Origin of the sequence: Novosphingobium sediminicola, assembly GCF_014196525.1 — a bacterium.
In the GTDB taxonomy this organism is placed as follows: Bacteria; Pseudomonadota; Alphaproteobacteria; order Sphingomonadales; family Sphingomonadaceae; genus Novosphingobium; species Novosphingobium sediminicola.
Map to the genome: position 1 here is coordinate 1 of NZ_JACIDX010000009.1, position 26,662 is coordinate 26,662.

21 protein-coding genes are annotated in these 26,662 nt (G+C 63.7%); 10 read left to right on the forward strand and 11 right to left on the reverse strand.

Going from position 1 to position 26,662, the window contains the following annotated elements; translation table 11 throughout:
- Positions 1 to 133 precede the first annotated feature (133 nt).
- Entirely contained in the window at positions 134 to 1,564 is a 1,431-nt protein-coding gene (locus GGR38_RS12280; RefSeq protein WP_183625940.1) for an NAD-dependent succinate-semialdehyde dehydrogenase, read from the forward strand.
- A 45-nt stretch (positions 1,565 to 1,609) separates the two neighbouring features.
- Here GGR38_RS12280 and acnA read toward each other — a convergent pair whose 3' ends face one another.
- Together acnA and GGR38_RS12290 are read right to left on the reverse strand one after the other, a co-directional pair.
- On the reverse strand, positions 1,610 to 4,066 hold the full coding sequence (acnA, locus tag GGR38_RS12285; protein ID WP_183625942.1) for an aconitate hydratase AcnA: 2,457 nt from the start codon (positions 4,064 to 4,066) through the stop codon (positions 1,610 to 1,612).
- 3 nt (positions 4,067 to 4,069) lie between these two features.
- Positions 4,070 to 5,032, reverse strand: a complete 963-nt coding sequence (locus GGR38_RS12290) for a hydroxymethylglutaryl-CoA lyase (RefSeq protein WP_183625944.1) — start codon at positions 5,030 to 5,032, stop codon at positions 4,070 to 4,072.
- Between the two features lie 117 nt (positions 5,033 to 5,149).
- Here GGR38_RS12290 and GGR38_RS12295 point away from each other — a divergent pair, with 117 nt between their 5' ends.
- Positions 5,150 to 5,866: an IclR family transcriptional regulator gene (locus tag GGR38_RS12295; protein WP_183625946.1), complete on the forward strand. Its 717-nt coding sequence runs from the start codon at positions 5,150 to 5,152 to the stop codon at positions 5,864 to 5,866.
- 12 nt (positions 5,867 to 5,878) lie between these two features.
- Here the strand turns inward: GGR38_RS12295 and GGR38_RS12300 are convergent, their stop codons facing one another.
- The 5 genes from GGR38_RS12300 to GGR38_RS12320 form a co-directional block, all read right to left on the reverse strand.
- Entirely contained in the window at positions 5,879 to 7,105 is a 1,227-nt protein-coding gene (locus tag GGR38_RS12300) for a CoA transferase (RefSeq protein ID WP_183625948.1), read from the reverse strand.
- 3 nt (positions 7,106 to 7,108) lie between these two features.
- Positions 7,109 to 8,305, reverse strand: a complete 1,197-nt coding sequence (locus tag GGR38_RS12305) for an FAD-dependent monooxygenase (RefSeq protein ID WP_183625950.1) — start codon at positions 8,303 to 8,305, stop codon at positions 7,109 to 7,111.
- 45 nt (positions 8,306 to 8,350) lie between these two features.
- Positions 8,351 to 9,286 carry a cupin domain-containing protein gene (locus GGR38_RS12310; protein ID WP_183625952.1) on the reverse strand — a complete coding sequence of 312 codons (936 nt, stop codon included), beginning with the start codon at positions 9,284 to 9,286 and terminating at the stop codon, positions 8,351 to 8,353.
- Between the two features lie 7 nt (positions 9,287 to 9,293).
- Positions 9,294 to 10,184, reverse strand: coding sequence for a fumarylacetoacetate hydrolase family protein (locus tag GGR38_RS12315; protein ID WP_183625954.1), 891 nt, complete (start codon positions 10,182 to 10,184; stop codon positions 9,294 to 9,296).
- Between the two features lie 192 nt (positions 10,185 to 10,376).
- Positions 10,377 to 12,686, reverse strand: a complete 2,310-nt coding sequence (locus GGR38_RS12320; protein ID WP_183625956.1) for a TonB-dependent receptor — start codon at positions 12,684 to 12,686, stop codon at positions 10,377 to 10,379.
- Between the two features lie 274 nt (positions 12,687 to 12,960).
- Here GGR38_RS12320 and GGR38_RS12325 point away from each other — a divergent pair, with 274 nt between their 5' ends.
- A complete protein-coding gene (locus GGR38_RS12325) occupies positions 12,961 to 14,433 on the forward strand; it encodes a lignostilbene-alpha,beta-dioxygenase (protein WP_183625958.1) in 1,473 nt (490 codons plus the stop codon).
- Positions 14,434 to 14,713: 280 nt separating this feature from the next.
- Here the strand turns inward: GGR38_RS12325 and GGR38_RS12330 are convergent, their stop codons facing one another.
- From GGR38_RS12330 to GGR38_RS12340, 3 genes are read right to left on the reverse strand one after another with little or no spacing between them, the layout of a single operon-like run.
- Positions 14,714 to 15,331, reverse strand: coding sequence for a TetR/AcrR family transcriptional regulator (locus GGR38_RS12330; protein ID WP_183625960.1), 618 nt, complete (start codon positions 15,329 to 15,331; stop codon positions 14,714 to 14,716).
- Positions 15,324 to 15,836: a flavin reductase family protein gene (locus GGR38_RS12335; protein ID WP_183625962.1), complete on the reverse strand. Its 513-nt coding sequence runs from the start codon at positions 15,834 to 15,836 to the stop codon at positions 15,324 to 15,326. Before GGR38_RS12335 ends, GGR38_RS12330 begins: the two co-directional genes overlap by 8 nt.
- The gene (locus GGR38_RS12340) at positions 15,833 to 17,293 is read right to left on the reverse strand and encodes a 4-hydroxyphenylacetate 3-hydroxylase N-terminal domain-containing protein (RefSeq protein WP_183625964.1); all 1,461 of its coding nucleotides are present in this window, start codon (positions 17,291 to 17,293) and stop codon (positions 15,833 to 15,835) included. The genes GGR38_RS12335 and GGR38_RS12340 overlap by 4 nt, the downstream gene beginning before the upstream one ends.
- A 179-nt stretch (positions 17,294 to 17,472) precedes the next feature.
- Between GGR38_RS12340 and GGR38_RS12345 the strand changes: the two genes are divergently transcribed.
- The 7 genes from GGR38_RS12345 to GGR38_RS12375 all read left to right on the forward strand — a co-directional run bounded on the left by GGR38_RS12345 (position 17,473) and on the right by GGR38_RS12375 (position 25,931).
- The gene (locus GGR38_RS12345; RefSeq protein ID WP_183625966.1) at positions 17,473 to 19,020 is read left to right on the forward strand and encodes an FAD-binding oxidoreductase; all 1,548 of its coding nucleotides are present in this window, start codon (positions 17,473 to 17,475) and stop codon (positions 19,018 to 19,020) included.
- Positions 19,021 to 19,105: 85 nt separating this feature from the next.
- Complete coding sequence (locus GGR38_RS12350) at positions 19,106 to 20,395, forward strand: MFS transporter (protein ID WP_183625968.1); 1,290 nt, start codon at positions 19,106 to 19,108, stop codon at positions 20,393 to 20,395.
- A 10-nt stretch (positions 20,396 to 20,405) separates the two neighbouring features.
- Positions 20,406 to 21,965, forward strand: a complete 1,560-nt coding sequence (locus GGR38_RS12355; RefSeq protein ID WP_183625970.1) for an FAD-binding oxidoreductase — start codon at positions 20,406 to 20,408, stop codon at positions 21,963 to 21,965.
- Complete coding sequence (locus tag GGR38_RS12360) at positions 21,962 to 22,375, forward strand: c-type cytochrome (RefSeq protein WP_183625972.1); 414 nt, start codon at positions 21,962 to 21,964, stop codon at positions 22,373 to 22,375. Before GGR38_RS12355 ends, GGR38_RS12360 begins: the two co-directional genes overlap by 4 nt.
- A complete protein-coding gene (locus GGR38_RS12365) occupies positions 22,372 to 22,806 on the forward strand; it encodes a hypothetical protein (RefSeq protein WP_183625974.1) in 435 nt (144 codons plus the stop codon). Before GGR38_RS12360 ends, GGR38_RS12365 begins: the two co-directional genes overlap by 4 nt.
- A 27-nt stretch (positions 22,807 to 22,833) precedes the next feature.
- Positions 22,834 to 24,459, forward strand: coding sequence for a GMC family oxidoreductase N-terminal domain-containing protein (locus GGR38_RS12370; RefSeq protein ID WP_183625976.1), 1,626 nt, complete (start codon positions 22,834 to 22,836; stop codon positions 24,457 to 24,459).
- A complete protein-coding gene (locus tag GGR38_RS12375; RefSeq protein WP_183625978.1) occupies positions 24,456 to 25,931 on the forward strand; it encodes an aldehyde dehydrogenase family protein in 1,476 nt (491 codons plus the stop codon). The genes GGR38_RS12370 and GGR38_RS12375 overlap by 4 nt, the downstream gene beginning before the upstream one ends.
- 30 nt (positions 25,932 to 25,961) lie before the next feature.
- Here GGR38_RS12375 and bluB read toward each other — a convergent pair whose 3' ends face one another.
- Positions 25,962 to 26,603: a 5,6-dimethylbenzimidazole synthase gene (gene bluB, locus GGR38_RS12380; protein ID WP_343059093.1), complete on the reverse strand. Its 642-nt coding sequence runs from the start codon at positions 26,601 to 26,603 to the stop codon at positions 25,962 to 25,964.
- Positions 26,604 to 26,662 lie beyond the last annotated feature (59 nt).

The window sequence follows — 26,662 nt, forward strand, 5'->3', positions numbered from 1 at the left end:
ATGGCCGCTTCGGCGGGCGTCAGGGCATCGACAGCTTCACCGAAACACGCTGGATCACGGTCGAAACCCAAGACGGGCATTTCCCGATCTGATGCACGACCAACCAACAAACCATATAAAATCAGAGGATTTCATGCCCCACTACCCTGAACTCGCGATGGTTATTGCCGGAGAACGCATCGGCATCGATCATCGCGCGACCTTCACCGTCCGCAACCCCGCCACTGGCGAGGCGCTGGGCCAATTACCGCTGGCCGATACCGCCGATCTTGATCGCGCGCTCGATGCCGCCGCGCGCGGCTTCGCCCTGTGGCGCCATGCCAGCGCCGCCCAACGCGCCGATGTGCTGCAAGGCGCCGCCGCCCTCATGCTGGAGCGCAAGGAGGCGCTGGCATGGGCCGCAACGCAGGAACAGGGCAAGACTTTGGCCGAAGCGCGGGTCGAGGTGATGATGAATGTCGAACTCTTCCGCTTCTATGCGGGGGAGGTTCATCGCCTCTATGGCCGCCAACTGGTGCGCCCGACGGGCATGCGCTCAACCGTGGTACATGAGCCGGTGGGGCCGGTGGCCGCCTTTGCGCCGTGGAATTTTCCGCTGGGCAATCCGGGGCGCAAACTGGCCGCGCCGATTGCGGCGGGGTGCAGCGTTATTCTGAAGGCGGCGGAGGAAACGCCCGCCTCAGCGCTGGGCGTGCTGCAATGCTTGTATGACGCCGGCCTGCCCGGCGATGTGGCGCAGGCGGTGTTTGGCGATCCGGCGCAGGTGTCCGACTATCTCCTCGCCTCGCCCGTTATCCGCAAGCTCAGCTTCACCGGATCGACCGCCATCGGCAAGCATCTGATGAAACTGGCCGCCAATGATCTGAAGCGCACAACGATGGAACTGGGCGGGCATGGGCCAGTGCTGGTGTTTGGCGATGTCGATCTGGAAGCAGTTCTCGATAAGGTCGTGCCGCATAAATTCCGCAATGCGGGGCAGGTCTGCGTCGCACCCACGCGCTTTATCGTCGAGGATGCGATCTATGACCGCTTCGTCGCCGGTTTCACGCAAAGGGCGGCGGCCATCCGCGTAGGTCCGGGCTGGCATGAGGGCGTGCAGATGGGGCCGATGGCCAATCCGCGCCGCCCCGAGGCAATGGAAAAGCTGGTGGGTGATGCGGTAGCGCGCGGGGGGCGGTTAATGACCGGAGGGGCGCGGATCGGCAATCAGGGCTGCTTCTTTGCCCCCACTGTGCTGGCCGACACGCCGCTGGATGCCGAGATCATGCAGGAGGAACCCTTTGGCCCGGTCGCGCTGATCAACCGATACGCCGATGAAGCCGCGATGATCGCGGAGGCCAACCGCCTGCCCTATGGCCTTGCCGCCTATGCATGGACTCAGGATTATCGCCGCCAGCGTCGTCTGGCCGCCGAACTGGAAACCGGGATGCTGGCGATCAACACCACCACCATCGGCGCGGCCGATGCGCCCTTTGGCGGGGTGAAATGGTCGGGCCATGGCCATGAGGACGGGCCCGAAGGTTTGCAGGCTTGCCTTGTCACCAAGACCATCCACGAGGGATAAGGCAGGACGGGGCCGGGAGGGATCACTCTCCCGGCCCCGTATCCATCAACCGAAACGTCGCGCGAAACGGGCGAACAATCCCCCATCGCGCAGCAGCGCAATCTGTCCCGCCGATCCCACATCGGCCCGCGCGGGATAGCGGCGCACGCCTTCGCCCGGCGTATCGATTTCGATGATCAGATCGCGCCGATCCACGCTCAGCCCGTCGATGCCAAGGATGGCGATCCGGCTGTCGGCGTGAACCAGCGCCGCTGCATCCTGATCCCACACCAGCGGCAACACGCCCATCGCCACCAGATTGGCGCGGTGGATGCGTTCGAAACTGCGCGCGATCACCGCGCCTATGCCCAGCAACGCAGTCCCCTTGGCCGCCCAGTCGCGCGCTGATCCGGTGCCGTAACGCTCCCCGGCAAAGACAAGCAGCGGGATGCCCTGCGCGGCAAAGGCCTGCGCCGCCTCGAACACCGATGTCTCCGCGCCGTCCGGTCCCAGCGCCCGGTTGCCCGGCCCGTCCGCCAGATGGTTGACCAGCCGCGCATTGTCGAAGGTTCCGCGCAGCATCACGCGGTCATTGGCGCGGCGTTCGCCATAGCTGCCCGGATTGCCCTGTCCATGCGCGCGCAGCCATGCCGCAGCGGGTGACGAGGCCTCGATCCTGCCGATGGGAGAAATATGATCGGTAGTCACATTATCACCCAGCACCAGCAGCGCCCGCGCGCCATGAAGATCGCCCGTCAGCCCCTGCGCGCCGCGCGCGAAAAAGGGCGGGGGCAGCACCATGGTCGAGGCCGGATCCCACGGGAATTGCGCGCCATCGGGGGCCTCAAGGCAGGCCCATGTCCGATCCACCGATGGCGTCTCCACCCGATCGGGCAGGCCTTGCAGGACCGCCGCTACTTCGGCCGCATCGGGCCAGAGATCACGCAGAAACACCGGCGCGCCATTGCGATCCGTGCCCAAAGCGTCCTGAGCCAGATTGACACCCATCCGCCCCGCCAGCGCGGCGGCCACCACCAACGGGGGCGAGGCAAGGTAATTGGCCCGGATCGCGGGATGAATGCGGTTTTCGAAATTGCGATTGCCCGACAGGACCGCCGCCAGCAACCGCCCCTTGCCCGCCGCCTCTGGCTTGAGATCGCCCGAATTGCCGACGCATGTGGTGCAGCCAAAGCCCACCACATGAAAGCCCAACGCATCGAGGCTCTCCTGCAACCCTGCGAACGCCAGCATGGCCGCGATGCGCGGCGATCCAGGGGCCAGCGAAGTCTTGACCCATGGCGGCACCGACAATCCGCGCGCCACCGCCTTTTGCGCAATCAGGCCCGCTGCCACCATCAGCGCGGGATTGGCCGTGTTGGTGCAACTGGTGATCGCGGCGATGGCGATCAGGGCATCATCATCCTGCGGGAAATGCTCGCGCAAGGAGGCGGGGAGCGCCGCAAGAGGGACGATCTGTTGCGGCCTGCTGGGCCCTGCCATCACCGGCTCCACCACGCCCAGATCGAGGATCAGGCGGCGCGAATAGAGCCGTGGAGGGCCTGCATCGCGCCACAATCCGGTCTGGCGCGCATAGGCTTGGTAATCCTCCACCGGGCGGCCCATCGCCGCCATATAGGCCAGCGTGGCCTCATCCACCGGAAACAGCGCGGCGGTGGCGCCATATTCTGGGCACATATTGGCAATCGCCGCCCGGTCGGGCAGCGTCAGATGATCGAGCGCGGGACCGGAAAACTCGACGATCTGATCCACCACATCGGCGCGGCGCAAATGGGCGGTGATGAACAGCGCGGCATCGGTGGCCGTCACTCCATCGGCCAGTCGCCCTTCCAATCGCACCTCGACCACGCGCGGCAGGGCGATCGGCACCGGCGCGCCCAGCGCCGCCAGTTCCGCCTCAATCCCCCCCACGCCCCAGCCCAGCACGCCCAGCGCATTGACCATCGTGGTGTGGCTGTCTGTGCCGATCACGGTTTCGGCCATCCATCGCCCCTCATGCCGGACGCACCCGCTGGTCAGCCGCTCCAGATTGATCTGATGACAGATGCCTTGTCCGGGCGGCACGATGGTCAGACGATCAAAGGCGCGCTCGGCCCATTTGAAGAAGCGGTAGCGTTCGCCGTTGCGGGCATATTCCAGCGCCAGATTGCGCGCGGCCGCATCGGGTGTGCCGCTGTGATCGACATGGACCGAATGGTCGATCACCAGATCGATGGGGATGGCGGCATCGACCGTTTCCGGGGCAAACCCATGCCCGGCGGCATGGTCGCGCAGCGCCGCCAGATCGGCCAAAGCGGCAACGCCCGCCGTATCCTGCATCAATATGCGCGAGGGGCGAAAGGGGATCTCCGCCTCTGGCGCGCCATGGTCAAGCCATTGGCGAAAATGGGCGACATAGGGCGCAGGATCGGCCTCATGGGCCAGAATGTTTTCCAGCAGGATGACCAGCGAGCGCGGCAGGGCGGCCAATGTCGCCCGGTCCGTTGCATTCAGACGCGAAAGCATGGATCAGGCCGCCGCGATTTTGGCGCGCAGCGCGCGCAGGCTGCCCCCGGTCTTGATCTTGCCGGGCAGCGGATGGCCCACGATGCTTTCGGCCAGGCGCGCGCATTCGGCCAGTTTTTCAAGGTCCATGCCGGTTTTGATGCCCAATTCCTCGCACAGGAACACGAAATCCTCGGTGGCGATATTGCCCGCCGCCCCGCCATGCGCGGCAAAGGGGCATCCCCCCAGCCCGCCCACAGCCGCATCATAATGGCGCACGCCCATCTCCAGCCCCGCCATCGCATTGGCAATGCCCAGCCCGCGCGTATCATGCAGATGGAGCGAGAGTTCGAGATCCGGCCAGCGTTCACGCACCGCGCCCACCACGCGGCGGATGCGTTCGGGCGTGGCCCATGCCATCGTGTCGCCAAGGCCCATCAGGCTCAGGCTCTCGCCATGATCGGCGGCGATGGAGAGCATGTCGCCCACCAGCCCCATCACGCGGGCCGGATCGACATCGCCCTCGAAATTGCAGCCAAAGGCGGCGGTGACAAAGCCGGTGCGCACCGGGATGCCATGGGCCTGATACATGGCGATCAGCGCGGGCTGGGCCTCGCGCTGCTGATCGGGCGTGCGGTTCTGGTTGCGCTGGAGAAAGACGTTGGAGGCATAGAGCGTCAGTTTGCCTTCCAGATCGAGCCGCCCGGTGGCAATTGCCCGCTCCAGCCCCCGCTGGTTCAGCCACAGTCCGCTGTAGCGCACCCCCGCGCGCGGCGTCATGCCTGCCACTACGGCTTCGGCATCGGCCATGCCCGGCACCTTTTGCGGATGGACAAAGGAGGTCACCTGAATATGCCCAACCCCGGTGTCGGAGAGCGCATCGACCAGCCGGATCTTGTCGGCGGTGGGAATAGGCGCGCGCTCGATCTGGAAACCTTCGCGCGGGCCTTCCTCCTTAATGAAGACGCGGGGGGGCAGGTTGGTCATCTTTCTTCTCCCGAAACGGAAATGGGGCGTAAAATTGGTTGGCGACCATTGACATTTCGCATCTCTGTTCTGCTATACAGAACATCGAGACACACGAGTGCAAGGCGAAACCGAAACATGAATTCAAAGCCTGGGGTGGCGGCGGTTGATCGCGCGCTGGATATTCTCGAAGCCTTTCGCGCCGGCAAACCGGTGCTGACACTGGCCGAGATCGCGCGGATCACGGGGCTGTATAAAAGCACGATCCTGCGCCTGCTGGGCAGTCTGGAGCGCTATGGCTTGGTCTGGCAGCGCCCTGACGGCACCTATCAACTGGGCGCCAGCCTGCTGTCCTTTGCCTCGGTGTTTCAGGATTCGTTTGACCTGCGCCAATTTGTCGAACCGGTGCTCGAACAACTGGTGGCCGATACGTCGGAGAGCGCGACCTTCTATATCCGCGACGGCGAGGATCTGGTTTGCCTGTTCCGCGCCGATGGCAGCAATGTGGTGCGCGATTACAGCGTGCGCCCCGGATCGCGCCGCGAATTGAACAAGGGCGCGGCCAGCGCCACCTTGCTGCAATTTGACGCCGGATTGCGCGCGCCCATCACGCGTGAGGCGATGCTGGTGGTATCGGTGGGCAATGTCGATCTGGATATGGCGGCGATCGGCGTGCCGGTGTTCGGCGCCAATGGCGTGTTGCAGGGGGCGATCACCCTGTCCGGCCCAAGCTTGCGCTTTACGCAAGAGCATGTCGCGCGTCTGGCCCCGGTGGCGGTGGAGGCCGCTATTGGCCTGTCGCTGGCGCTGGGGGCAACGCCGGGTCTGCTGCCCCCTCCTCTGACCACCGAATAGAGCCGCCATCGTTCAGACCGCCCCGCCGGCCTTGAGGCGGTCGAGCGCGGCCTGATCGCGGCCCAGTTGACCATAGATCCGCGCGTTATGCTGACCCAGCCATGGCGGGGGGCAACGCGCGGCGGGCTGGCTGTCGGCAAGGTCGAAGCCCGCGCGCACCACGCGCACGCCGCCGAAATCAGCCTCGGGCATGGCGATATCCTGCAACAGATCGCGCGCGGCGATTTGCGGATGGGCCAGAATTTCCGGCACGGTCAGGATGCGCCCCGCCGGAATGCCATGGGCGTTGAACAGGCTCTCCCATTCCTGCGCGCTTTTCGCGGCCAGCGCCTGTTCCAGCTCGGCATTGATCGCGGCGCGGTTGACCTTGCGCGTCTCGCGCTCGGCAAAGCGCGGGTCGGTGGCCAAATCAGGGCGCCCGATCAACTCACACAGTTTCTCGAACTGCTCCTGCTTGTTGGCAGCAATGTTGATCGGCCCGTCGGCGCAGCGGAAGGCGCCCGATGGCGCGGCGGTCATGTTCTGATTGCCGATGGGCCGCGCCTCGACCCCGGCGATCAGGTAATTGGACACAGCCCAGCCCATCGCCGACAGCGTGGCGTCCAGCATCGAAAGGTCAATAAAGGCCCCCTCGCCCGTCCGTCCGCGTTTGACCAGCGCGCTGACCACCGCAAAAGCCGCTGCCATTCCGCCCAGCGTATCGCACAGCGGATAGCCCACGCGCAGCGGAGCCGTTTCGGCGTCCCCGGTGATGCTCATTACGCCCGACATGCCCTGCACGATCTGGTCATAGGCCGGGTTGCCCGCCAGCGGCCCGTTCTGGCCGAAGCCGGAAATGGCGCAATAGATCAGCCCCGGATTAGCCGCGCGCAGGGCTTCATGGCCAAAGCCCAGCCGGTCCATCACGCCGGGGCGGAAATTTTCCACCAGAACATCGGCGCTGGCCACCAGATCGCGGAACAGCGCCTTGCCCTCGGGGTGTTTCAGATCGACCGTCACTGACAGCTTCCCCGCGTTCTGCGCGAGGAAGCTGGTGCCCATCAGTTGCGCGTTAAGCGCAGGCGAGGCGCCCAGCTTGCGCGCCAGATCGCCGTCCTTCGGGTTCTCGACCTTGATGACCTCCGCTCCCAACAGCCCCATCTGATAGGTGGCATAGGGGCCGGACAGGATATTGGTGAGATCGAGAACCCGAATGCCCGAGAGCAGATCGGCGGGGGGCCGCTGCGAATGGTCCGCCACGTGTCAGATCTCCGCCGTGTTCACATCATAGCGATAGAGCCAGTCATAGCGGTCGCGGATCGGATCACGGCTCCATTCGCTTTCCATATAGGCCATCGCGCCCTCTTCGGTGGCCAGCGCGGATTCATGAAAGCGCGAGGTGTTCTCCTTGGCCCCGCGCACCATAGCGCTGGTCCGCTCGACGCGGGCCTGTTCATAGCGGTGCAGCGCCTCGACCGGATCGGCATATTTGTCGAGGCAGCGGCCCAGCACCACCCCGTCCTCGATCGACATGACCGCGCCCTGCGCCAGAAAGGGCAGCGTGGCATGGCAGGCATCGCCCAGCAAAGTGGCGCGGCCCACGCTCCACGTCTGGCGCGGCACGCGCTCCATAAACGCCCATTTCATCACCGAGGGCGCGGCCTGGATCAGCGTCTGCACATCCTCGTGCCATCCGGCGAAATCGCGGGCGCATTCCTCGTTGGACCCTTGCGTGTACCAGCTTTCCACCTGCCAGTCGTTGCGCTCGATGGTGCCGATCATGTTCATTAGCTTGCCCCCGCGCAGGGGATAGTTGACCAGATGGCCGCCCGGCCCGATCCACGTCCAGCCCAACATGTCGCGCAGCCTTTCGGGCAGGCGGTCCATCGGGATGACACCGCGCCATGCAATCATGCCGGTGAACTGCGCCTCATCATCGCCGAAGAGGCAACGGCGCACGGTGGATTTCACCCCGTCCGCGCCCACCAGCAGGTCGCCCTCGGCATGAGTGCCGTCGGCGAAATGCAGGGTCACGCCATCCTCGCGCACGTCAATATTGCTGACCGCCTTGGCCAGATGGACCGCATCGGGCTTGATCGCGCGCACCGCGTCGATCAGCGTGGCGAGCAGATCGGGGCGATAGACAGTGAGATAGGGATAGCCGTATTTCTCAATCGCCTCGGGGCCAAGGTCGAACATCGGCCATGAGCGGCCCGTGTTCCAAAGGCGGAATTCCTTGCGGCGCGGCGCGCAGGAGGCCGCTTTGAGCGTTTCGAACACGCCCAGCGCATCCAGAGCGCGCGAGCCGTTGGGGCTGATCTGCACCCCCGCGCCCACTTCGCCCAGTTCGGGGGCCTGTTCATAGACCTCGACATCATAACCCCGGCGCAGCAGCGACAGCGCCGCCGCCATGCCCCCGATACCGCCGCCCGCGATCAGCACTTTGAGAGATTTGGTCATATTTGCTCCCCAAACTTATGAATTCTTGAAAGGAATGGTGGCGGATCAATCCGCCTCGCAGCGCAGCCAGTCGAAAGCAGCCATCACCGGCGCATCCGAAACCTTGAGCAGCAGCGCATCGCTTTGGGCGCGGTGGCGATAGGGTCGCCATGCGGGGATCGCGATCGTGTCGCCAAAGCTCCAGTTGAAGGTCTGACCGTCGATTTCGGTCCGGCCATGGCCTTCGACCACGGCGTAGATGATGTTGGCCGTGGTGCGGCATCGCGCGGTTTCCCGCCCGGCGATCAGCCTTTGCATATCCAGCTGGATCGTCTTGAGCGCCGGATCGCCCAATTGCACCGAGGCATGAGCATCATCGGCCTCAGGCGCCACGTCGAGCCGCGCCAGCGTATCCTCGCGCCGAAAGGCCAGCGGCGAACCGTCCACCGGCACCGGATCGGCCTCGACCCCATCGGGATGCGGCTGATAGAACATCGGTTCGAGCAGATGGACCAGCGGAACGTCGAGGAAGTCCATCCAATAGCAATCGCCTGGCCCGAGATTGTCATGCGAATGCCACGCCCATGAAGGCGTCAGCAGCACATCACCGGGGCGCATCTCCACCCGGTGCCCGTCGACCACCGTATAGGTCCCCCGCCCCTCAAGGATCAGGCGCAGGGCGTTGGGCGTGTGGCGATGGGCGCGGGCCGTCTCGCCGGGGCGGATCATCTGATAGGCCGCCACCATCGAGCGCAGCGTCGAATAGACATTGCCCTCCACCGGATTGAACATGGTCAGATTGCGCCGCTCGGCCTTGTCGGTGCCGATCAGCTCGCCCGCGCGGGCAAGGATCGGCTTCACGTCCTCATAGCGCCATTGGAAGGGCTGAAAATTGGCGCGCGGCTCGGCCCAAAGCGCGGGGAAACGGCGATGCCAGCCCCCTTCCATGTTGAGCGAGGTGAAGGCGGCGTAGAGATCATCCAACGTGGCAATGTCGGCCATGACGCCCTCAATCCTGCTTGATGATGGGCGGGACATAGGCAGCCGCGAAAACCTCGCTGGCCCCTTCGGTGCCCTGCACGACATCGACGGTCATTTCGCCAAGGCGGGTGATCGAGATGCGCACCTTGTCGCCATCCGTGATCGGCCCAACGCCCTGCGGCGTGCCGGTGGCGATGATGTCGCCCGGCTGCAGCGTCATCACAGCCGAAGCCGTCTCGATCATGCCGGGAATGTCGAGCACCAGATCGCGCGTATTGGCATGCTGGCGCAGCTCGTCATTGACCCAGAGGTTCATTTCGAGATTGTCGGGATCGGGCACTTCATCGGCCGTGGTGATCCACGGGCCGACCGGGCAGAATGTGTCATAGGCTTTGCGGAACACGCGCTCTTCGCGGCCGCGCACCACCATGTCCATCAGGCAGGCATAACCGAACACCGCCTCGCGCCAGTTTTCGCGCGGCACCGAGCGGCAGGTCTTGCCGATGATGATGCCGAGTTCGGCCTCGTGATGGACCTCGCGCCCCGGCACATGGGGCAGGACGACCGGATCGTTCGGACCCGAAACCGAAGAGGAAGGCTTGAGGAAAAAGCCCTGATTGGTGGCGCGATAGGTGGCCTGCATTTCGCGGCCATGAGCATGATAATTCACCGGATAGGCGATGACCTTGTTGGGCCAGGGCACCGGTGTTTCCAGCCGCACATCGGCCAGAGCCTTACGCGGGGCGGTGGCCAGCGCGGCCTCGATCCGCGGCCGCAGAATGGCGAAATCGCGGATCAGCACCAGCGGGCCGACCGGGGGCCATTGTGCGGGATCGATCCCGCAAACCTGGGTCACATCGGCAATTTCATCGCCCACACAGACCCCGATCCGGCCACCATCAAATCTTGCGAGACGCATTGGTCGATTTCCTGTTCTATTTAACGGAACACTGTTCTTTTTATAAACGAGTCGATGATGAAATCAACTGTATTCACGCGCGCGAAAGGGTAATTTTCTCCGGCCGCCCACGCAGGGCGCAGCCAAGCAAAAGGGCGCGCGAAAGCCGATCGCGCGCCCTTTCCCGTCACCCCTTTGCCGGGGTATCAGCCGTTAGAATTTGGCGCGCAGACGGGCGCCCCATGTGCGCGGCGGCGCAATGTCATGGCCATTGTAATTGGCGATGAAGGGATATTGCTGGGTGCCGGTGTAAACGGCGGTATTGCCGATGTTGCGGACAAAGGCCTGAACCGAGAAACGGTCGCCCGGCGCGTAATAGGTCAGGCTGGCGTTGAACAGGGCATAGGCATCGGCCCGCGCATTCTCGACAAATTCGGCCGAGAGCCAGCGCGAGGAGGCAAAGCTCATGTCCGGCGTGAATTCCACCCGAGCGCCGTCCTTCAGGTCGAACGTGTGAGTGTAATTGACGTTGCCCGAAAACTTGGGCGTGCGCGGCAATTGGAAGCCGTTGCAATTGACGGTCCAGTAACCGATCCGCGCATTGCCGCCCGGAATAGCGCTCACGCCGCAGGTGGTCGTCGGATCGGGGCTGGCCGCGCGATAGACCTGATAGGAGAAGTCCTTGTACTTGCTCTCGGTATATTCGACGCCGACATGGAAGGAGTCATTCATCGTCGGGCGCAGCGTGGCCTCCAGCGTGATGCCCTTGGCCACGGCCTTGCCCGCGTTGAACAGCGAGGACACCTGCGCGCCGCCGCGATCGAGCTGCGAGAAATTCTCCTGCCGGTTTTTGTAGTCCATATAGAACAATTCGGCGTTGATCAGCAGCAGGCGGCCAAAGAAACGGTTCTTCGAACCGATCGTATAGGCGGTCACATCCTCGGGCTTATACGGGTCGATGTCGGCATTGGATTGCCCGCCCGATTTGAAGCCGGTGACGACGCTGGCATAGAACATGTTTTGCGGCGCCACGTCGAATTCGACGCCAGCCTTGTAATTCAGACGCTTGGCCGAATAGGTGCCCTTAACCCATGTCCCCGCCGAGGTCAGGATCTCGCAGGAGCCGCCAATCGCCGTGCCGCCGGTGGGACAGGCAAGGCTGCCCGCGATGGCATAGCGGTGGCCGTCGACCGACTTGGTTTCGTCGGTATAGCGCAGGCCCGCCGTGGCGCGGAAACGGCTGGTCAGCGAATAGGTCGCCTCGCCAAAGGCGGCGTAGGCGTGCGTGTTCAGCTTGGCGATAAAGGCGGTGTCGGAGGCGCGGCCGAGGCGGACGGCATTATAGCTGTCCTGATCCTCGTTGAAATAATAACCGCCCAACACCCATTTGACGCGGTTGTCGGCATGGCCAAGGCGCACTTCCAGCGTCTGGCCTTCCGAGACGGAGGGCGCCCCGGTGAAATAATTGTTCGTGCCGAAATAGAGCGCGGGCATGACCAGCGAATCCTGCGTCACGCGCTGATAGGCGGGGATCACGGTCAGCACGGCGGGGCCAAGATTCCAGTCGATATGGCCGTTGATACCCAGCACATCGACGTTCTGATAGACCTTGCTGGTGTCGAGCGGATAGATGCCCGGAGGCGCGGTCACGCTGCCGATCAGGGTATTGAGCGACTGGTTGATCGAGGTCCAGCGGTTGGCCGGAATGATCGGCTGGGGATTGGTGAGGCCCGGCGCGTTGGGGGCGGTCGGTTCATAGACCACCTTGCCCGGACCGCGACCGCCCAGATGCTGATAATTGACGCCAAGGCGCAGGGTCAGCGCTTCAGTCGGCTGGGCCTTCACCTGAAGGCGCAGCGCGTGATGCTTGTCGTCATCGGTGCCGTCGGTGATATAACCATCGCGCGAAACGCCCTGGAATGAGGCGCGCACCGCCACCTTGTCGCCCAGCGGGATGTTGACCGCGCCTTCGGCATTATATCCCTTGTAATTCTGGAAACCGGCGCTGACATAGCCCTCGAACTGGCCCAGCTTGGGCTGGACCGGGATGATGTTGAGCGCGCCGCCCGTGGCATTGCGGCCATAGAGCGTGCCTTGCGGACCTTTGAGCACTTCGACGCGTTCGAGGTCATAGAAGGTGGCGGCCACGAACTGGCTGCGCGCGGCGAACACGCCGTCATAGGCCTGCGCCACGGCGGGGTTGGAATAGCCGGTGGTCGAAAAATCGCCTGCGCCGCGAATATAGACCTGAATGGCGCTGCCGCCCTGCGTAATCTGAACGCCGGGCGAGAGGCGCGCAAGATCGGTCGCCTGCGCCACGCCCGCGCGGGCCAGCGTTTCGGCGGACAGCACGTCGATGGAAACGGCGGTCTTTTGCGCGCTTTCCTTGCGGAACTGGGCAGTGACGACGATTTCCTCGCTGGCGGGGGCCGGAGCCTTTTCATCGGCGCGGGCCAGCGCGGGCAACAGGGCGCTGGCCGCAACGCCCAGCAGGAACATCGCCGCGCGATCGCAACGTTTCATCTCAATCCTCCCCAATCTTTTCATGGTTATCACAGTTTGGCTTCACCAGAAGGAGCGGCTTTAGTCGCGTTCTTTCTGGTGGAATGACATTCTTATAAAATGCGATTCTCGCCCTGTCAATCAAAGATGATTACAACTGTATTCAATCATATTCCACTGATTTCCGCCATTTTCGCGCTTTCCATCACCCGGCTGGACAGCTTGCCCGACTCACGATAGAATAGCGTTCTATTTTTAGCGCGACTCCCCCAACGCGCCTTTGGGAGACGATGACATGACAACATTCCCCGACGTTCCGGCCTTCACCGGCTTCAACACCCCCTCGCGGGTGGAGGCGAACGTCCATGACCTTGATGTACGCGGCACGATCCCGCCCGAAATGGACGGCTGCTTCTATCGCGTTCAGCCAGAGCATCAGTTTCCACCCCTGCTGGGCAATGACATCGCGTTTAACGGCGACGGCATGATCTCGATGTTCCGCTTCAAGGATGGCCGGGTCGATTTCACCCAGCGCTGGGCGAAAACCGACAAGTGGAAACTGGAGAATGAGGCCGGGCGCGCGCTGTTCGGCGCCTATCGCAATCCGTTGACTGATGATGAAAGCGTCAAGGGTAAGATCCGCGGCACCGCCAACACCAACGCCTATATTCACGGCGGGCGGCTCTATGCGCTCAAGGAAGACAGCCCCGCGCTGGTCATGGACCCGGTCAGCCTTGAAACACAGGGCTACACCGATTTCGACGGGCGGATGAAAGGCGAGACTTTCACCGCCCACCCCAAGACCGACCCCGCCACCGGCAATATGTGCGGCTTTGGCTATGCCTCCAAGGGCCTGCTGACCCGCGACATGACCTATTATGAGATCAGCCCCGAGGGCGAGCTGCTCTATGACGTGTGGTTCGAGGTGCCCTATTACTGCATGATGCATGATTTCGCGATCACGCCCGATTATGCGCTGTTTTCGGTGATGCCGATGACCAGCAGTTGGGAGCGATTGAAGGCGGGCAAGCCCCATTTCGGCTTTGACACGGCCCAGCCCACCTATCTGGCCGTCATGCCGCGCAGGGCGGGCACCACTGCGCAGGACATCCGCTGGTTCAAGGGCGGCAATTGCTTCACCGCCCATGTGATGAACGCGCATCAGGACGGCACGAAGCTGCATCTCGACCTGCCGGTGGCGGCCAACAATATGATGCCCTTCTTTCCGGACATCAACGACGCGCCCTTTGATCCGGCCGCAGGCGCAACCTATCTGACGCGCTGGAGCGTCGATCTGGCACAGAATGAGGAGGAATATCGCTCGCAGCGCCTGTCCGGCATGATCGGCGAATTTCCCCGCATCGACGACCGCTTCACCGGGCAAAAGAACCGCTATGGCTGGATGGTCGTGATCGACCCTGCTCAACCCGTCGAAGCCAAAGGCGGCAGCGCGGGCGGCTGGGTGATGAACACATTGGGCTTCGTCGATCTGGAAAGCGGCACTGAGCAGAAATGGTGGTGCGGCCCGGTCTCCTCGATCCAGGAACCCTGCTTCGTCCCCCGCCCCGGCTCTGAGCGCGAAGGCGACGGCTGGATCGTCATGGTCTGCAACCGTCTGGAAAGCCATAGCAGCGACCTGTTGATCTTCGAGGCCACCAATATCGCGGCGGGGCCTGTCGCCACCATCGCTATCCCGGTGCGCCTGCGTTTCGGCCTGCATGGCAATTGGGCCGAGGCGAATGCGGTGAAGGCTTTGGAAGAAGCGTGAAGGATGGGAAAGGGCGGGGGCTTGGCTCTCGCTCTTTTGCCTCCGGCGGGCAAAGGATCTGGACCCTTTGCAATCCCGTTAATGGGGTGGTGCTTGGCTGGCTGCCGGGCGTGAAATAATTAGAGCCTGCGGCGCGGCAAACTCGTGCTCGTTTGCGCCGCAGGCTTTAAAATTTCTGAGACTGAGGCCATCAGCCTTGGCTGCCACCTTGACACAACACAGACAGTAAAGGGATTGCAAAGGGTCCAGACCCTTTGCCCGCCGGAGGCCCTTTAAACCTTTACCCCTCGATCCCCCGGCAAACCATATCGGCCAACATGCCCACCGCCTCATTCCAGTCGAGCGAGGCCAGATCAAATCCCATCACCCCGGCCAGACGCTCACCGCGCGCGAGGGGGTAGATATAGACGCCCAGTACCACATTCATGGCCAGGAAGAAGCGCGCCTCGTTCAGATCGGGCAGACATTGGCGCAGCAGGCCGATCAGCCGCCGCCGCACCGGCTCGGCCAATTGGCGGGTGATGACGCGGGCCTCCTCGGAAGGGTCAACCAGCGCGAGGCTGTAGATGCGGTGGCTTTTTTGCACATCGGCCCCCTCGCCCAACATGGCCGAGCCGAAGAAGGCGGCAATCACCGCGCGGGCCGAGAGTTCGCCCGAGGCCTCCAGCGCATCGAAACCGGCATTTTGCGCGGCGTGGATCGGGTCGAAATGGCGACGAAACACCTCGGCGAACAATTCCTGCTTGCCGCTCCAGTTACGGCTGAGCGAGGCAAGGCTGGTGCCCGCCCGCGCGGCGATGGCGCGGATGGTGCAGCGGTCATAGCCGCTTTCGATAAATTGGTCGTCAGCCGCGATCAGGAACCGATCGCGGCTGCTGCCTTCAGGCATTTCAGCCATCCACGCCCACCCGGCCATAGCGCCCGTCGACATAGACCAGCGGTTCGCCGCCGCCCACCATCACTCTTTCCACCAAACCCGTCACCACCCTATGGCTCCCGAAATCCGCTGTTTGTTCAACGCGGCACAGGATAGTGGCAACGCAGGATTCCACAAGCGGCAGCCCGCCTTCGATCCGCCAGTCCAGCGTATCAAAGCGACGGTCGGGCGGCGTGGTGACGAAAGCCTGACAAGCGGCGGCCTGTTCGGCGGCCAGAATATTGACCACGAACCGCCCATTTTCCTGCAACGGCGCCAGCAAGGACGCGGTGCGGTTGATCGCCAGCAACAGCGAGGGCGGCTCCATGCTGAGCGACATGAAGGCGGTCATCGCAATGCCGCAGGGCGCGCCCGCCTCGTCCAGCGTGGTGACAAGCGCCACCCCGCTGGCCAGCAGGCGCATGGCGGCGCGGAAGTCTCCTTCCAGCGCCGCAATCGTGTCTCCGCTTATGACCGGCCCGCTCATTTCCAGTCCACATTGGGCATGGCGCCCGACTTGGCCAGAAATTCGCGCACCTGCCCCCATTCGCCATCGCGCTGGGCCACCATGTGGTCGCCGATGCGGGCGCGGCCCTGACTGGTCAGATAGAACATTTCGTAAAGCTCGATACGACTGCCCAGCGCCGATCCGGCAAAATCCCATGCCGTGCGCATGATGCTGGCGCGCTGTTCGGCGCTCATCCCCGCCGCGCCGGGCAGGTATTTGCGCAGAACGTCCCCGATTTCCGGGTTTTCGAACAAGGCCAACGAGGGCGTGCAGAGCAGATTGTGCGAACCGATGGCCCGGATGATCTGGTTCACCCGCGTCATCCATCCCGGCATCACACAGCGCAGCACCGAAAGGTCGCGATGCGGGAAGAAGGCGCCTGCGCCCCAGTCATGCGCCCGCGCCTCGGCCGCCACGATGGCCGAGCGGGTGAGCGTGAGATAGGCATGGATTTCGCCCAGCATTTCGGCCGCATCGGGGCGGGCGAGGCTGTTCGACACCTTCAGGATGCTGGAGCACAGGTCATAGGCGAATTCCAGCTTCACCATCGCGCGGATCGCGGTCTGCTGCAGCGTGTTGCCCGGCGAAACGCCCTGATTGAGGTTGTTGTAGACGTTGAGGTCGCCTTCGCAGAACACGCGTTCATAGGGCACTTCCACATCGTCGAAGATGACAAAGGCGTCCTGTTCGTCAAAACGCGACGAGAAAGGCGCGTCCTGCACGCTGGCCCCGGTGCCGTAATGGTCGCGGCAAATCTGGATCACGCCCTTGGTGTTGACCGGGATCGAGAAGATCAGCGCATAATCTTCCCCGCCCGACGGGATCGGCGCCGAGGAATAGACGTAGAGTTCATCGGCCAGCGGCCCAAGCGTGGCGAGAACCTTGCCCCCGCGCACGATGATGCCGTTTTCATTGCGGCCCACCACGCGTAGCGTCAGATCGGTGTTCATCCCCGCCAGATCGCCCACGCTTTTGTCGATATTGGCGTGGACGATCGTGTGGGTCATCGAAAGGTCACCCTCGATCACCTCGCGGTGGAATTTTTTGAGGCGCTCGTAACCCTCCGGCTTGCCCCGCGCCCAGATGTCCGCGCGCGCCGTATGGCCCGAGAGCACAACGTTCACATAGTCGGGCGTACGGCCCAACATACCGTTGGAATAGCGCGACAAACGCTCCAGCCCGCGATGGCGGATCGCCAGATCTTCCGCGTTTTTGGGCAGCATCAGGCTGACATTCATCTTTTCGCCCGACCGTTCCGGATCGGGGATCAGGCATTCATCGGCATAGGTGTGCTGCCAGTCGAAATAACCCGCCATGCCGTCAATCGAACCGGCAAGGCGCGGATCATTGGCCACATCCACCTTGCCATCGCCCAGATAGACCACCCGGTCATCCTTCAGCCCTGCCTTATATTCGGCTCCTGTGCGAGCAGCCATTGCATCTTCTCCCAAGACGTGGAAACAAGTGTATTCACGAATCATCAAATGCTCAATGAAACACTATTCTGTCAAGTGGAACTTTGGGCATTGACGGCAAGCGACCCCATTCATAGAATGGCGTTCTGTTTTAAACACCTCCGATCATGAGAGGTGCAAAGACTTGGGAGAAGCGTTTCATGTCAGCCGCCATTGCACCCGCTGCGCCCGACCTTGCCAAGCTGTCCTCGGCGCAGGAATGCTTTGCCGCCCTGTTGGGAACCGAAGGCGTGCTGGACGATCAGAGCGGCCTGCGTGCCTTTCATGATCCGTTTGAAGGCCCCCGGCCCCAAGGCCATCAGCCTGCGCTGGTTGTCCAACCGGCCAATGTCGAACAGGTTCAGGCCTGCCTGCGCGTGGCGCACGAACGAGGGCTCCACGTCTGGACATCGTCCAAGGGGCGTAATTACGGCTATGGCGGTTCGGCGCCGGTTTCCGATGGCGCGGTGGTGATCAACCTGTCGCGGATGAACCGGATTCTGGACATTGACGCCACCCATGGCACCGCCGTGATCGAACCGGGCGTCAGCTTTGCCGACCTCTATGCCGCGCTGCGCAAGGACGACATTCCGCTGATGATGTCCGTGCCCGATCTGGGCTGGGGCAGCATCATCGGCAATGCGCTGGAGCATGGCATCGGCTATAACGTGATGGGCGATCATGCCTCGGCCCTGTGCGGGATGGAGGTGGTGCTGCCCGACGGCTCGCTGCTGCGCACAGGCCAAGGCGCCCTGCCCGACAGCCCGCTGTGGCATCGGCACAGGCGGGGTTTTGGCCCGGCGGTCGATGATCTGTTCAAACAGTCGAATCTGGGCATCGTCACCAAGGCCGGGCTGCATCTGATGCCCCGCCCCGAAGTGATGGCCACCGGCACGATCCGCTGCGAGGCCGAGGAGGACATTGTGCCCCTGATCGCCATGGTGCGCCGCCTGCTGCAATCGGGCGTGCTTCAGGGCGTGCCGATGCTGGTTTCCTCGCCGCCTATGGCCACAGGATCGGGCGAAGGACGCTTTACCGCCGAAAACCTGCGTCAGGTGCTGCGCCCCGGTCGCTGGAATTTGCGCTTTGGCCTCTATGGCCACGAAGCGCTGGTTTCCGCCCGCCGCTCTGTGCTGGAGCGTGAAACGGCCGCCATTCCCGGCGCAGTGATCGAACTGCGCCAATATGCGGGCGATGCCGGGCCTGAGGATGTCGAACCGCGCGACCTGATTGCCGCAGGGATCCCCAATCAGGTGCTGCTTGATCGGCTGAAGGGCGTGTTTGGCGACAGTTTCGGCCATATGGATTTTTCGCCGGTGCTGCCCATTGATGCCGATTATGCCCGCCGCACCGAAACCCTGCTGGGCGAAACCATGGCGCGCCATGGCCTGATCGGCGCCTTTGGCCTGCTCTGTTTTCCGCGCAGCATGGTCAGCGCCAGTCTGGTGATGTTTGATGCGGCCGATCAGGCCCGAGTCGATGCCGCCCGCGCGGCGGTGCGCCATCTGTGCGACGAAGTAGCGAAATGGGGCTGCGCGCCCTATCGCGCCCATGTTGCGCTGGTCGATCATGTGCAGGACAAATTCGCCTTTGGCCAAAACGCGATGGCCCGTTTCTACACCAGGCTCAAGGATGCGCTGGACCCGGCCGGCCTGTTGGCGCCTGGCAATCACGGCATCTGGGCCGGAGGGCAGCGCGGGGCGACATGACCTTGGGCCGGATCCGAAAATCACTCGATTATAAAAACATATGGGATGGACCGCAGACATGCTCCACCCCGCGAGGAGAAAGACCATGAGTGGAGAGCGTATCTCCGTTGCCCAGGCGCACCGTCTGGCGCGCATGAATATCGTCGCCGGATTCCTCGTGTGGGGCATTGCTCTGGCGGGCGTCTCGATGATGATGCCGGTGATGTACAATTCCATTCTGGAATCGATGCATTGGACGATCGGCGAGACCACCCGCTTCATGGCGATCAAGTCGGCCACATCGGCGCTGGGCGGTCTGGTGGCCGGATCGCTGCTGGTGCGCGTGGGGGCCAAGCGGGTGCTGGTGCCCTCGATCTTTGTGATCGGCATCGCCACCAGCCTGCTCTATTTCGCCAAAAGCCTGCCCTTCTATTACGCGCTGGCCGCGGTTTCGGGCGTCTGCTCGGTGTGGAGCGTGATCGCCATTCAGGTGACGCTGGCGCGCTGGTATTCGGCCAGTCTGGGGCGGATGACGGGCTTTGCCATGCTGGGCGGCGCGCTGGCCGGTTTCGTCGTGCCGATGAGCACGCGCATGGGCGTCACCCATTGGGGATGGCATGCGACGGCAGGCGTGGCCGGGCTGGTGGTGCTGGTGCTGGTGGGCCTGTCCATCTCGCTGCTGGTGCATGAAACGCCCGAGGCCTATGGCTATACCGCCGACGAACTGGACCCCGGCAAGGCCCGCCCCGGCGGCGCCCCGGCCGATCCGGGCGAGGATTTCGCCTCTTTCCGCAAGACGCCCCAATTCTGGATGCTGATTCTGGCCACCGCGCTGTCGGGCGTCATCAGCAACGGGATCAACGAATATATCCCGCTGTTTATCGAAAAGCACACCGCGCTGGGCGCGACGGCGGCGGCGCTGGGCTTTACCATCGTCATGCTGATTTCGGGGCTGGGCAAGATCCTCTTTGGCTGGGTGTTCGACCGGCTCTCGACGCGGGGCGTAGCTTTGTGCTGGGCGCTGTGCGGTGTGGCGGCTCTGGCAACCTTTCCGATGGGGATGAAAGGCGCCCTGCCGCTGGTGGGTTATGCCACTTTCCTTGCCTTCACCATTTTGCGCGGCGTGTCGCATGGTGGGGTGATCGTTCAGGCGCCGGTGCTGGCGCGCCACATTTATGGCGTGCGGGCGCTGCCTCAGGTGATCTCGCTGCTGACGGCGGCCTTCCACCTTGGCGCGGCGGCCGGGATCGTGGCCATCGGCGCGGGCGTGGACAAGACGGGCGGTTTTACCCTGCCCTTCATCGTGGTGGCCTGCGTGGCCTTTGTCGCGGCGGGCATCGGCTGGCAATTCCATCCGCGCCACTGGGCCGGTCAGCAAGCCGCCGCCAAGGCCTGAGGGAGGACCTATGTCGATCTTGCTGCCTACGGGCATGAATAGCGCGGCTTTCGACCGGGCGCTGGGCGATTTCCGCCGCGCGATTGGCGATCCATGGGTGCTCTCGGGCGAGGAGGACCGCCAGACCTATATCGACCCCTATGCGATGGGCGACGGGCTGGACCATGATTGCAGCGCGATCCTGGCCCCCGGCTCGGTCGAGGAAGTGCAGGCGATCATCCGCATCGCCAATCAGCACAAAACCCCGCTCTGGCCGGTCAGCCGGGGCAAGAATCTGGGCTATGGCGCCGCCTCGCCCAAGGAGAAGGGCGACCTCATCCTCGACCTTTCGCGGATGAACCGCATCCTTGATGTGAACGAGAAACAGGCCTCCTGCCTGATCGAGCCGGGCGTGGGCTATTTCGACTTGTTCCGCTATCTGCGCGAACGCAACCTGCCGCTGTGGATGAGCGTGCCGGGCAATTCATGGGGCAGCGTGATCGGCAATGCGCTGGATCGCGGCATCGGCTACACGCCCTATGGCGACCATTGCGAGACTCTATGCGGGCTGGAGGTGGTGCTGCCCGATGGCTCGCTGCTGCGCACCGGCATGGGCGCGATGATGGGCGCAAAGGGCTGGCAGAGCTATAAATACGGCTATGGCCCCGGATGGGACCAGATGTTCATGCAATCGAACCTTGGCGTGGTGGTCAAGGCGGGCATGTGGCTGCAACCCGAGCCGGAGATGACGGCCAAGATCACGCTGGCCCTGCCCCGCTTCGACGATGCGGCATGGGCGCTCGACATCCTGTGCGACCTGCGCCGCCGCGACATCATCCAGCATAATATCGTGTTCGGATCGCCCGTGCGCGCGGCCTCAACCATGTCGCAGCGCGCCGATTGGTACACCGGCCCCGGCGCCCTGCCCGACGGTGTATCGCAGCAGATGATGGCCAAGCTGGGCCTTGGCTGGTGGAACGCCAAGATCAGCCTGTTTGGCGATGAGGGCAGCGTGATGGCGCAGGTCGCGCTGATCCGCCGCCTGTTCGAACCGCGTCTGGGCGGTCCCTTGCAATTCGAGATCTGGAAACGCGGCGACCCGCTGGAAAAATCGGCCACCGGCATTCCCACCACCATGGGGCTGCAATCGGTCAACTGGTATGGCGGGCGCGGCGGGCATCTCAGCTTTGCCCCGGTCTTGCCGCAGGATGGCGATATGGCGCTGGCCTATGCCAAAAAGATCAAGGCCTATTACGAAGAGGTGGGCCAAGACTATTACGCCAGCTTCACCATCGGGCGGCGTCATATCAACAATGTCAGCCTGATCCTTTACAATCGCGACGAACCCGAAGCGGTCACGCGGGTGGACAAGCTCTATCGCCACTTGCTGAAAGAAGCCGCCGCCAGCGGATTTGGCGAATATCGCGGCCATATTTCCTATATGGACGAGGTCGCCGCTACCTATGACTTTGCCGATGGCGCGCTGGCGCGGCTCAACGGCCGCGTCAAGGCGGCGCTCGACCCCAACAACATCCTCGCGCCGGGGCGCAATGGCATCACGGGCCGCGCCCATGGGGGAGACAGGCCATGATCCGCATCTTTGCCTTTGTCCTTGGGCTGATCCTCGCCCTGATGCTGATCGCCATGCCCGCCGATGCGCAAGGTCCGGCGGCCCCGAAATCGGCAAATGCCACGCCCATCGCCACCACCGCCATGGGTGCAATCCTCTATGGCGCGCAATCGGCCAATCCGGGTGAAAAGCTGTTTGGCCAGAAATGCGCCTTTTGCCATATCGGCCCGAGCACCGGCAAATTCATGCTGGCCCGCCGCCTGCCCAAGGGACAGGCCGAATTGCCCGACCGCCGCGACCTGACGCCCGATTACGTGAAGGCAGTGGTGCGCAATGGTCTGGTCAACATGCCCACCTTTACCCGCGTCGAATTGACTGACCGCGAACTGGGCCAAATTGCCGACTGGCTGGGCCGAAAGGGGCGCAAATGAATGGGCTGAACGCTTCGCGCCGCGCCGTGCTGGGGGCGATGGCCTTGCTGCCGGGGCTGGGGCTGGCGCCGCGTGCGTGGGCGGCGGGCGCGCTCCATTTCATCCTCGACCCCCGCCTGCCCGAAGCCGCCGCGATTCGGGCAAGGGCGCAGGCCGCAGGCCACCCTTGCGCCGATCCGGCGGGCGAGATCATCCGCCTGTTACTGAGCGCAGATGGCCACGCCATGACCGCCTCCGGCACGATCATCGGCCTGACGACCTACACCGACTATGCGCTGGCCCGCGATGCGCTGCGTATGCAGGGGCGCTCTGTGCGCCGCCCCCATGCCTTGCCCGGTGGCGAGGGGGGCGATCCCCTGCTGGCCACCCTGCGCGATGCCTGCACGCGCCGCTGCGCCTCGCAGGCCACCTCCTTTCTCTGGCTGGCCTGAACCGCCGCCGCCCCAAGGAATATCAACGTGTCCAAGCTGGAATTCGACTATATCATCGTGGGCGCCGGTTCGGCGGGCAGCGTGCTGGCCAACCGATTGAGCGCCGATCCGCAAAACCGCGTCCTCCTGCTTGAGGCCGGGGGTAAGGCGGACCATCCCTATATCCGCATGCCGCTGGGCTTTCTTCAGGCGCTGCGCAATCCGGCGCTGACATGGCCCTTCGCCTCCGAGCCGGAACCGCATCTGGGCGGCAAGGTCTTTCCCCTGCCGCGCGGGCGAGTGCTGGGCGGGTCGTCATCAATCAATGGCACGGTGCATTTCCGGGGCCACCCTCTCGATTTCGACGATTGGGCCAAACTGGGCTGCACCGGCTGGGATTACAAGGGCGTCCTGCCCTATTTCCAGCGCAGCGAGGATCATTGGACCGGCGGCAATTCATGGCGCGGCAAGGGCGGGCCAATCGGCGTGCGGCCGGTCGATGTCTCGCGCCTGATGGCCGAAGAATTGCGCGCCTCGGCGGCTTTGCAGGGCTATGCCTATAATCCCGATTATGACGGGATCGCCAACGAGGGCTGCGCCGATGTGCAGGTTGCGCTGAAAAACGGCGAGCGTTGCGGCGGGGCAAAGGCCTATATCGAACCGATCCGTGGACGCACCAATCTCCACATCCTTACCCATGCGCAGGTCAGCCGCATCCTGTTTTCCGGCAAGCGCGCCACCGGCATCGCCTTTGAACACCATGGCGTGAACCAAACCGCCACCGCCCGGCGTGAAATCGTGCTGTGCGGCGGGGCCTATGGTTCGCCGCAATTGCTGATGCTGTCGGGCATTGGCCGAGCACCGGATCTGGCCCGGCATGGCGTGGGCGTGGTGCATGAATTGCCGGGCGTCGGGCAAAATCTGCAGGAGCATGTCCGCCTTGCCCATCAATATGACGCCGCCCCGCCCCACAGCTTTGCCCAGCAATTGCGCTTTGACCGCGCGGCGCTGGCCTTTTTGCGCTGGTATTTCCTGCGTTCCGGCCCCTTTGCCAATCAGATCGCGGCGGCCTGCATCCTGGCCCGTTCGCAGGATGGCCTCGACCGCCCCGACCTTCAGATCATGTCCAGCCCGGTGCGGGTGGACGCCAACATCTGGTTCCCCGGTTTCGCCCGGCCCAAACAGGATTGCTTCTACAATTCGATCTGCCTGCTGCGCCCCAAAAGCCGGGGCAGCGTAACCTTGCAGGACAGCGATTTCCGCTCGGCCCCGCGCATTCATCTCAACCTGCTGGGCGATGAGCGTGACTGGGATGTGCTGAAAAAGGGGCTGGGCATTTCGCGGCGGATTTTCGCCAATGGCCCGATTGCCGATTATGTCATCGAGGAAACCCTGCCCGGCGCCCACATCACCAGCGACGAGGCGCTTGATGCGATGAAGGCGCAATTGTCGGGCGTGGTTCATCATCCGGTCGGCACCTGCGCGATGGGCATGGGGGGCGATGCAGTGGTCGATCCGCAATTGCGGGTGCATGGCGTCGCTGGCCTGCGCGTGGCCGATGCCTCGATCATGCCGCTGCTGGTGGGTGCCAACACCAATGCCGCCGCCGTGATGATCGGCGAGAAAGCCAGCGACCTCATTCTGCAATCCGCGCGTCAGGAGCAACAAGCATGAACCCGATTTTCGACACCGCCCGCGCGCGCATCGCCGCCCTGTCGGGCCATTTTATCAACGGCGCATGGCATAAGGGCAGCGGGGCAACCATCCCGGTTCTCGACCCGGCCACCGAAACCGCCATCGGCGCAATCGCCGCAGGCGGAGCAGATGAGGTCGATCAGGCCGTGCGCGCCGCGCGCCGCGCCTTCGATGCCCCCTCATGGTCCGCCATGCCCGCCGCCGAGCGCGAACGCCTCCTGCTGCGCCTTGCCGATCTGGTGGAGGAGAACCGCGACGAACTGGCCGCGATGGAAACCATCGACAATGGCATGCCCTATGGCGTTTCGCGCATGATGGCCGTGGGCAGCGCGATCAGCGCGATCCGCTATCACGCAGGCTGGCCCCGGCGGTTGACGGGGGAAACCGTGCCCATGTCGGTGCCGGGCAACTGGCATGGCTATACCACGCATGAGGCGCTGGGCGTGGCGGCGCTGATCGTGCCGTGGAACGCGCCTTTTGCGATCACCTGCACCAAGGTTTCGGCAGCGCTGGCGGCGGGCTGCACGGTAGTGTTAAAGCCTGCCGAACTGGCGCCCATGTCGGGGCTGCGTCTGGCCGAACTGGTGGCGCAGGCGGGCTTTCCCGAAGGCGTGGTCAATGTGGTGACAGGAACAGGCGCGGAAGCGGGCGCGGCTTTGGTGGCCCATCCCGGCATCGACAAGATCAGTTTTACCGGATCGACCGCCACCGGCAAGGCGATCCTGCACCAAAGCGTGGGCGACCTTAAGAGGGTCAGCCTCGAACTGGGCGGCAAATCGGCCAGCATCGTCTTCCCCGATGCCGATCTGACGCGCGCCATTCCCGCCGTGGCCATGGGCATTTTCGGCAATAGCGGACAGGTCTGCGCGGCGGGTTCGCGCCTGTTCCTGCATGAGGCGATCTTTGATCGGTTCATCGAAGGGCTGGTCGCCTTTACGCAAAATCTGCGCGTTGGCCCCGGCACGCAGGATGGCGTGGCGCTTGGTCCCCTGATCTCCGGGCCGCAGCGCGACAAGGTGATGGGCTATATCGAGGCGGGCCGGGCCGAAGGGGCCACCTTGATCACCGGGGGCGATGCGCCATCAGGGCCGGGCTATTTCGTCAATCCCACGATCTTTGTCGATGCCGATCCCTCCATGTCCATCGTGCGCGAGGAGATCTTCGGCCCGATCCTGTCCGTCATGAAATTTGCCGATGATGATCTCGACGATCTGGCTGCCCGCGCCAATGACAGCATCTATGGATTGTCAGCCTATGTCTGGACCGCCAATCTGGGCCATGCCCATGCGATGGCGAAAAAGCTGCGCTCCGGGTCGGTCAAGATCAATGGCTCGGGCATGGAATTCGCCCTGCCCTTTGGCGGCTTCCGACAGTCAGGGCTGGGCCGCGAACATGGGCGACATGGGGTCGAGGCCTTTACTGAAGTGAAATCGGTGATGGTAGGCTGGTAAGGGATCGGGGCCGGGCATCCGGCCCCACCCTCACCGCTCGAACAGGCGGTCGGCCAAAGGTTCGCGCGCCTGCCAGCCCTTCTGCTCCAGTTCGGGTGTGTCCGAGGCTTCCTGAGGGTAACCGATGCATAACATCGCAATCAGCGTCCAATGGTCCGGCACATCGAGCATCACCCCCACCGCATGAGGGTCCAAAATCGACACCCAGCCCAGCCCGATCCCGCGTATCCGCGCCGCCAGCCACAAGGTCTGGATCGCGCCGACGCAGGAATAACGCAGCATTTCCGGCATTGTGGCAATGCCTAGCCCATGGCCAGCGCTGGCCTGTTCATCGCAGAACACGGCCAGCAATTCTGGCGCCTCGCGGATGCCATGCAGCTTGAGCGCGAGATAGTCGTCATGGCGCGCCTCGCCCGCATAGCGCTGGGCGGCGCGCAGGTTTTCCGCATCGACATGGTGGGCCAGCGTATCGCGCAGCGCCGCCGAGCGCAGCCGCACAAACCGCCAAGGCTGCGAATGACCGACCGATGGCGAAAGCGCGGCCTGCTCGAGCAATTCGGCCATATCCCGTTCGGGCAGGGGATCGGGCGCGAAATGGCGCACATCGCGCCGCCAGCGCAGCAGCGTATCGAATTTCTGCGCAAATTCCGCGTCAAACCGTGGCTGCGTCACGAGGCAAGGCACTCCCTTCGCATCAGCTATATGTCGATGATCGGCCCCTGTCTTGCGGA

Bases quoted from the DNA above. Each gene is read 5' to 3' on its own strand.
- GGR38_RS12295 (WP_183625946.1), top strand. From the start codon at position 5,150: ATGAATTCAAAGCCTGGGGTGGCGGCGGTTGATCGCGCGCTGGATATT.
- GGR38_RS12340 (WP_183625964.1), bottom strand. From the start codon at position 17,293: ATGGCTGCTCGCACAGGAGCCGAATATAAGGCAGGGCTGAAGGATGAC.
- GGR38_RS12350 (WP_183625968.1), top strand. From the start codon at position 19,106: ATGAGTGGAGAGCGTATCTCCGTTGCCCAGGCGCACCGTCTGGCGCGC.
- GGR38_RS12315 (WP_183625954.1), bottom strand. From the start codon at position 10,184: ATGCGTCTCGCAAGATTTGATGGTGGCCGGATCGGGGTCTGTGTGGGC.
- GGR38_RS12365 (WP_183625974.1), top strand. From the start codon at position 22,372: ATGAATGGGCTGAACGCTTCGCGCCGCGCCGTGCTGGGGGCGATGGCC.
- GGR38_RS12290 (WP_183625944.1), bottom strand. From the start codon at position 5,032: ATGACCAACCTGCCCCCCCGCGTCTTCATTAAGGAGGAAGGCCCGCGC.
- GGR38_RS12325 (WP_183625958.1), top strand. From the start codon at position 12,961: ATGACAACATTCCCCGACGTTCCGGCCTTCACCGGCTTCAACACCCCC.
- GGR38_RS12330 (WP_183625960.1), bottom strand. From the start codon at position 15,331: ATGGCTGAAATGCCTGAAGGCAGCAGCCGCGATCGGTTCCTGATCGCG.
- GGR38_RS12305 (WP_183625950.1), bottom strand. From the start codon at position 8,305: ATGACCAAATCTCTCAAAGTGCTGATCGCGGGCGGCGGTATCGGGGGC.
- GGR38_RS12320 (WP_183625956.1), bottom strand. From the start codon at position 12,686: ATGAAACGTTGCGATCGCGCGGCGATGTTCCTGCTGGGCGTTGCGGCC.
- GGR38_RS12280 (WP_183625940.1), top strand. From the start codon at position 134: ATGCCCCACTACCCTGAACTCGCGATGGTTATTGCCGGAGAACGCATC.
- GGR38_RS12375 (WP_183625978.1), top strand. From the start codon at position 24,456: ATGAACCCGATTTTCGACACCGCCCGCGCGCGCATCGCCGCCCTGTCG.
- acnA (WP_183625942.1), bottom strand. From the start codon at position 4,066: ATGCTTTCGCGTCTGAATGCAACGGACCGGGCGACATTGGCCGCCCTG.
- GGR38_RS12335 (WP_183625962.1), bottom strand. From the start codon at position 15,836: ATGAGCGGGCCGGTCATAAGCGGAGACACGATTGCGGCGCTGGAAGGA.
- GGR38_RS12355 (WP_183625970.1), top strand. From the start codon at position 20,406: ATGTCGATCTTGCTGCCTACGGGCATGAATAGCGCGGCTTTCGACCGG.
- GGR38_RS12345 (WP_183625966.1), top strand. From the start codon at position 17,473: ATGTCAGCCGCCATTGCACCCGCTGCGCCCGACCTTGCCAAGCTGTCC.
- GGR38_RS12360 (WP_183625972.1), top strand. From the start codon at position 21,962: ATGATCCGCATCTTTGCCTTTGTCCTTGGGCTGATCCTCGCCCTGATG.
- GGR38_RS12310 (WP_183625952.1), bottom strand. From the start codon at position 9,286: ATGGCCGACATTGCCACGTTGGATGATCTCTACGCCGCCTTCACCTCG.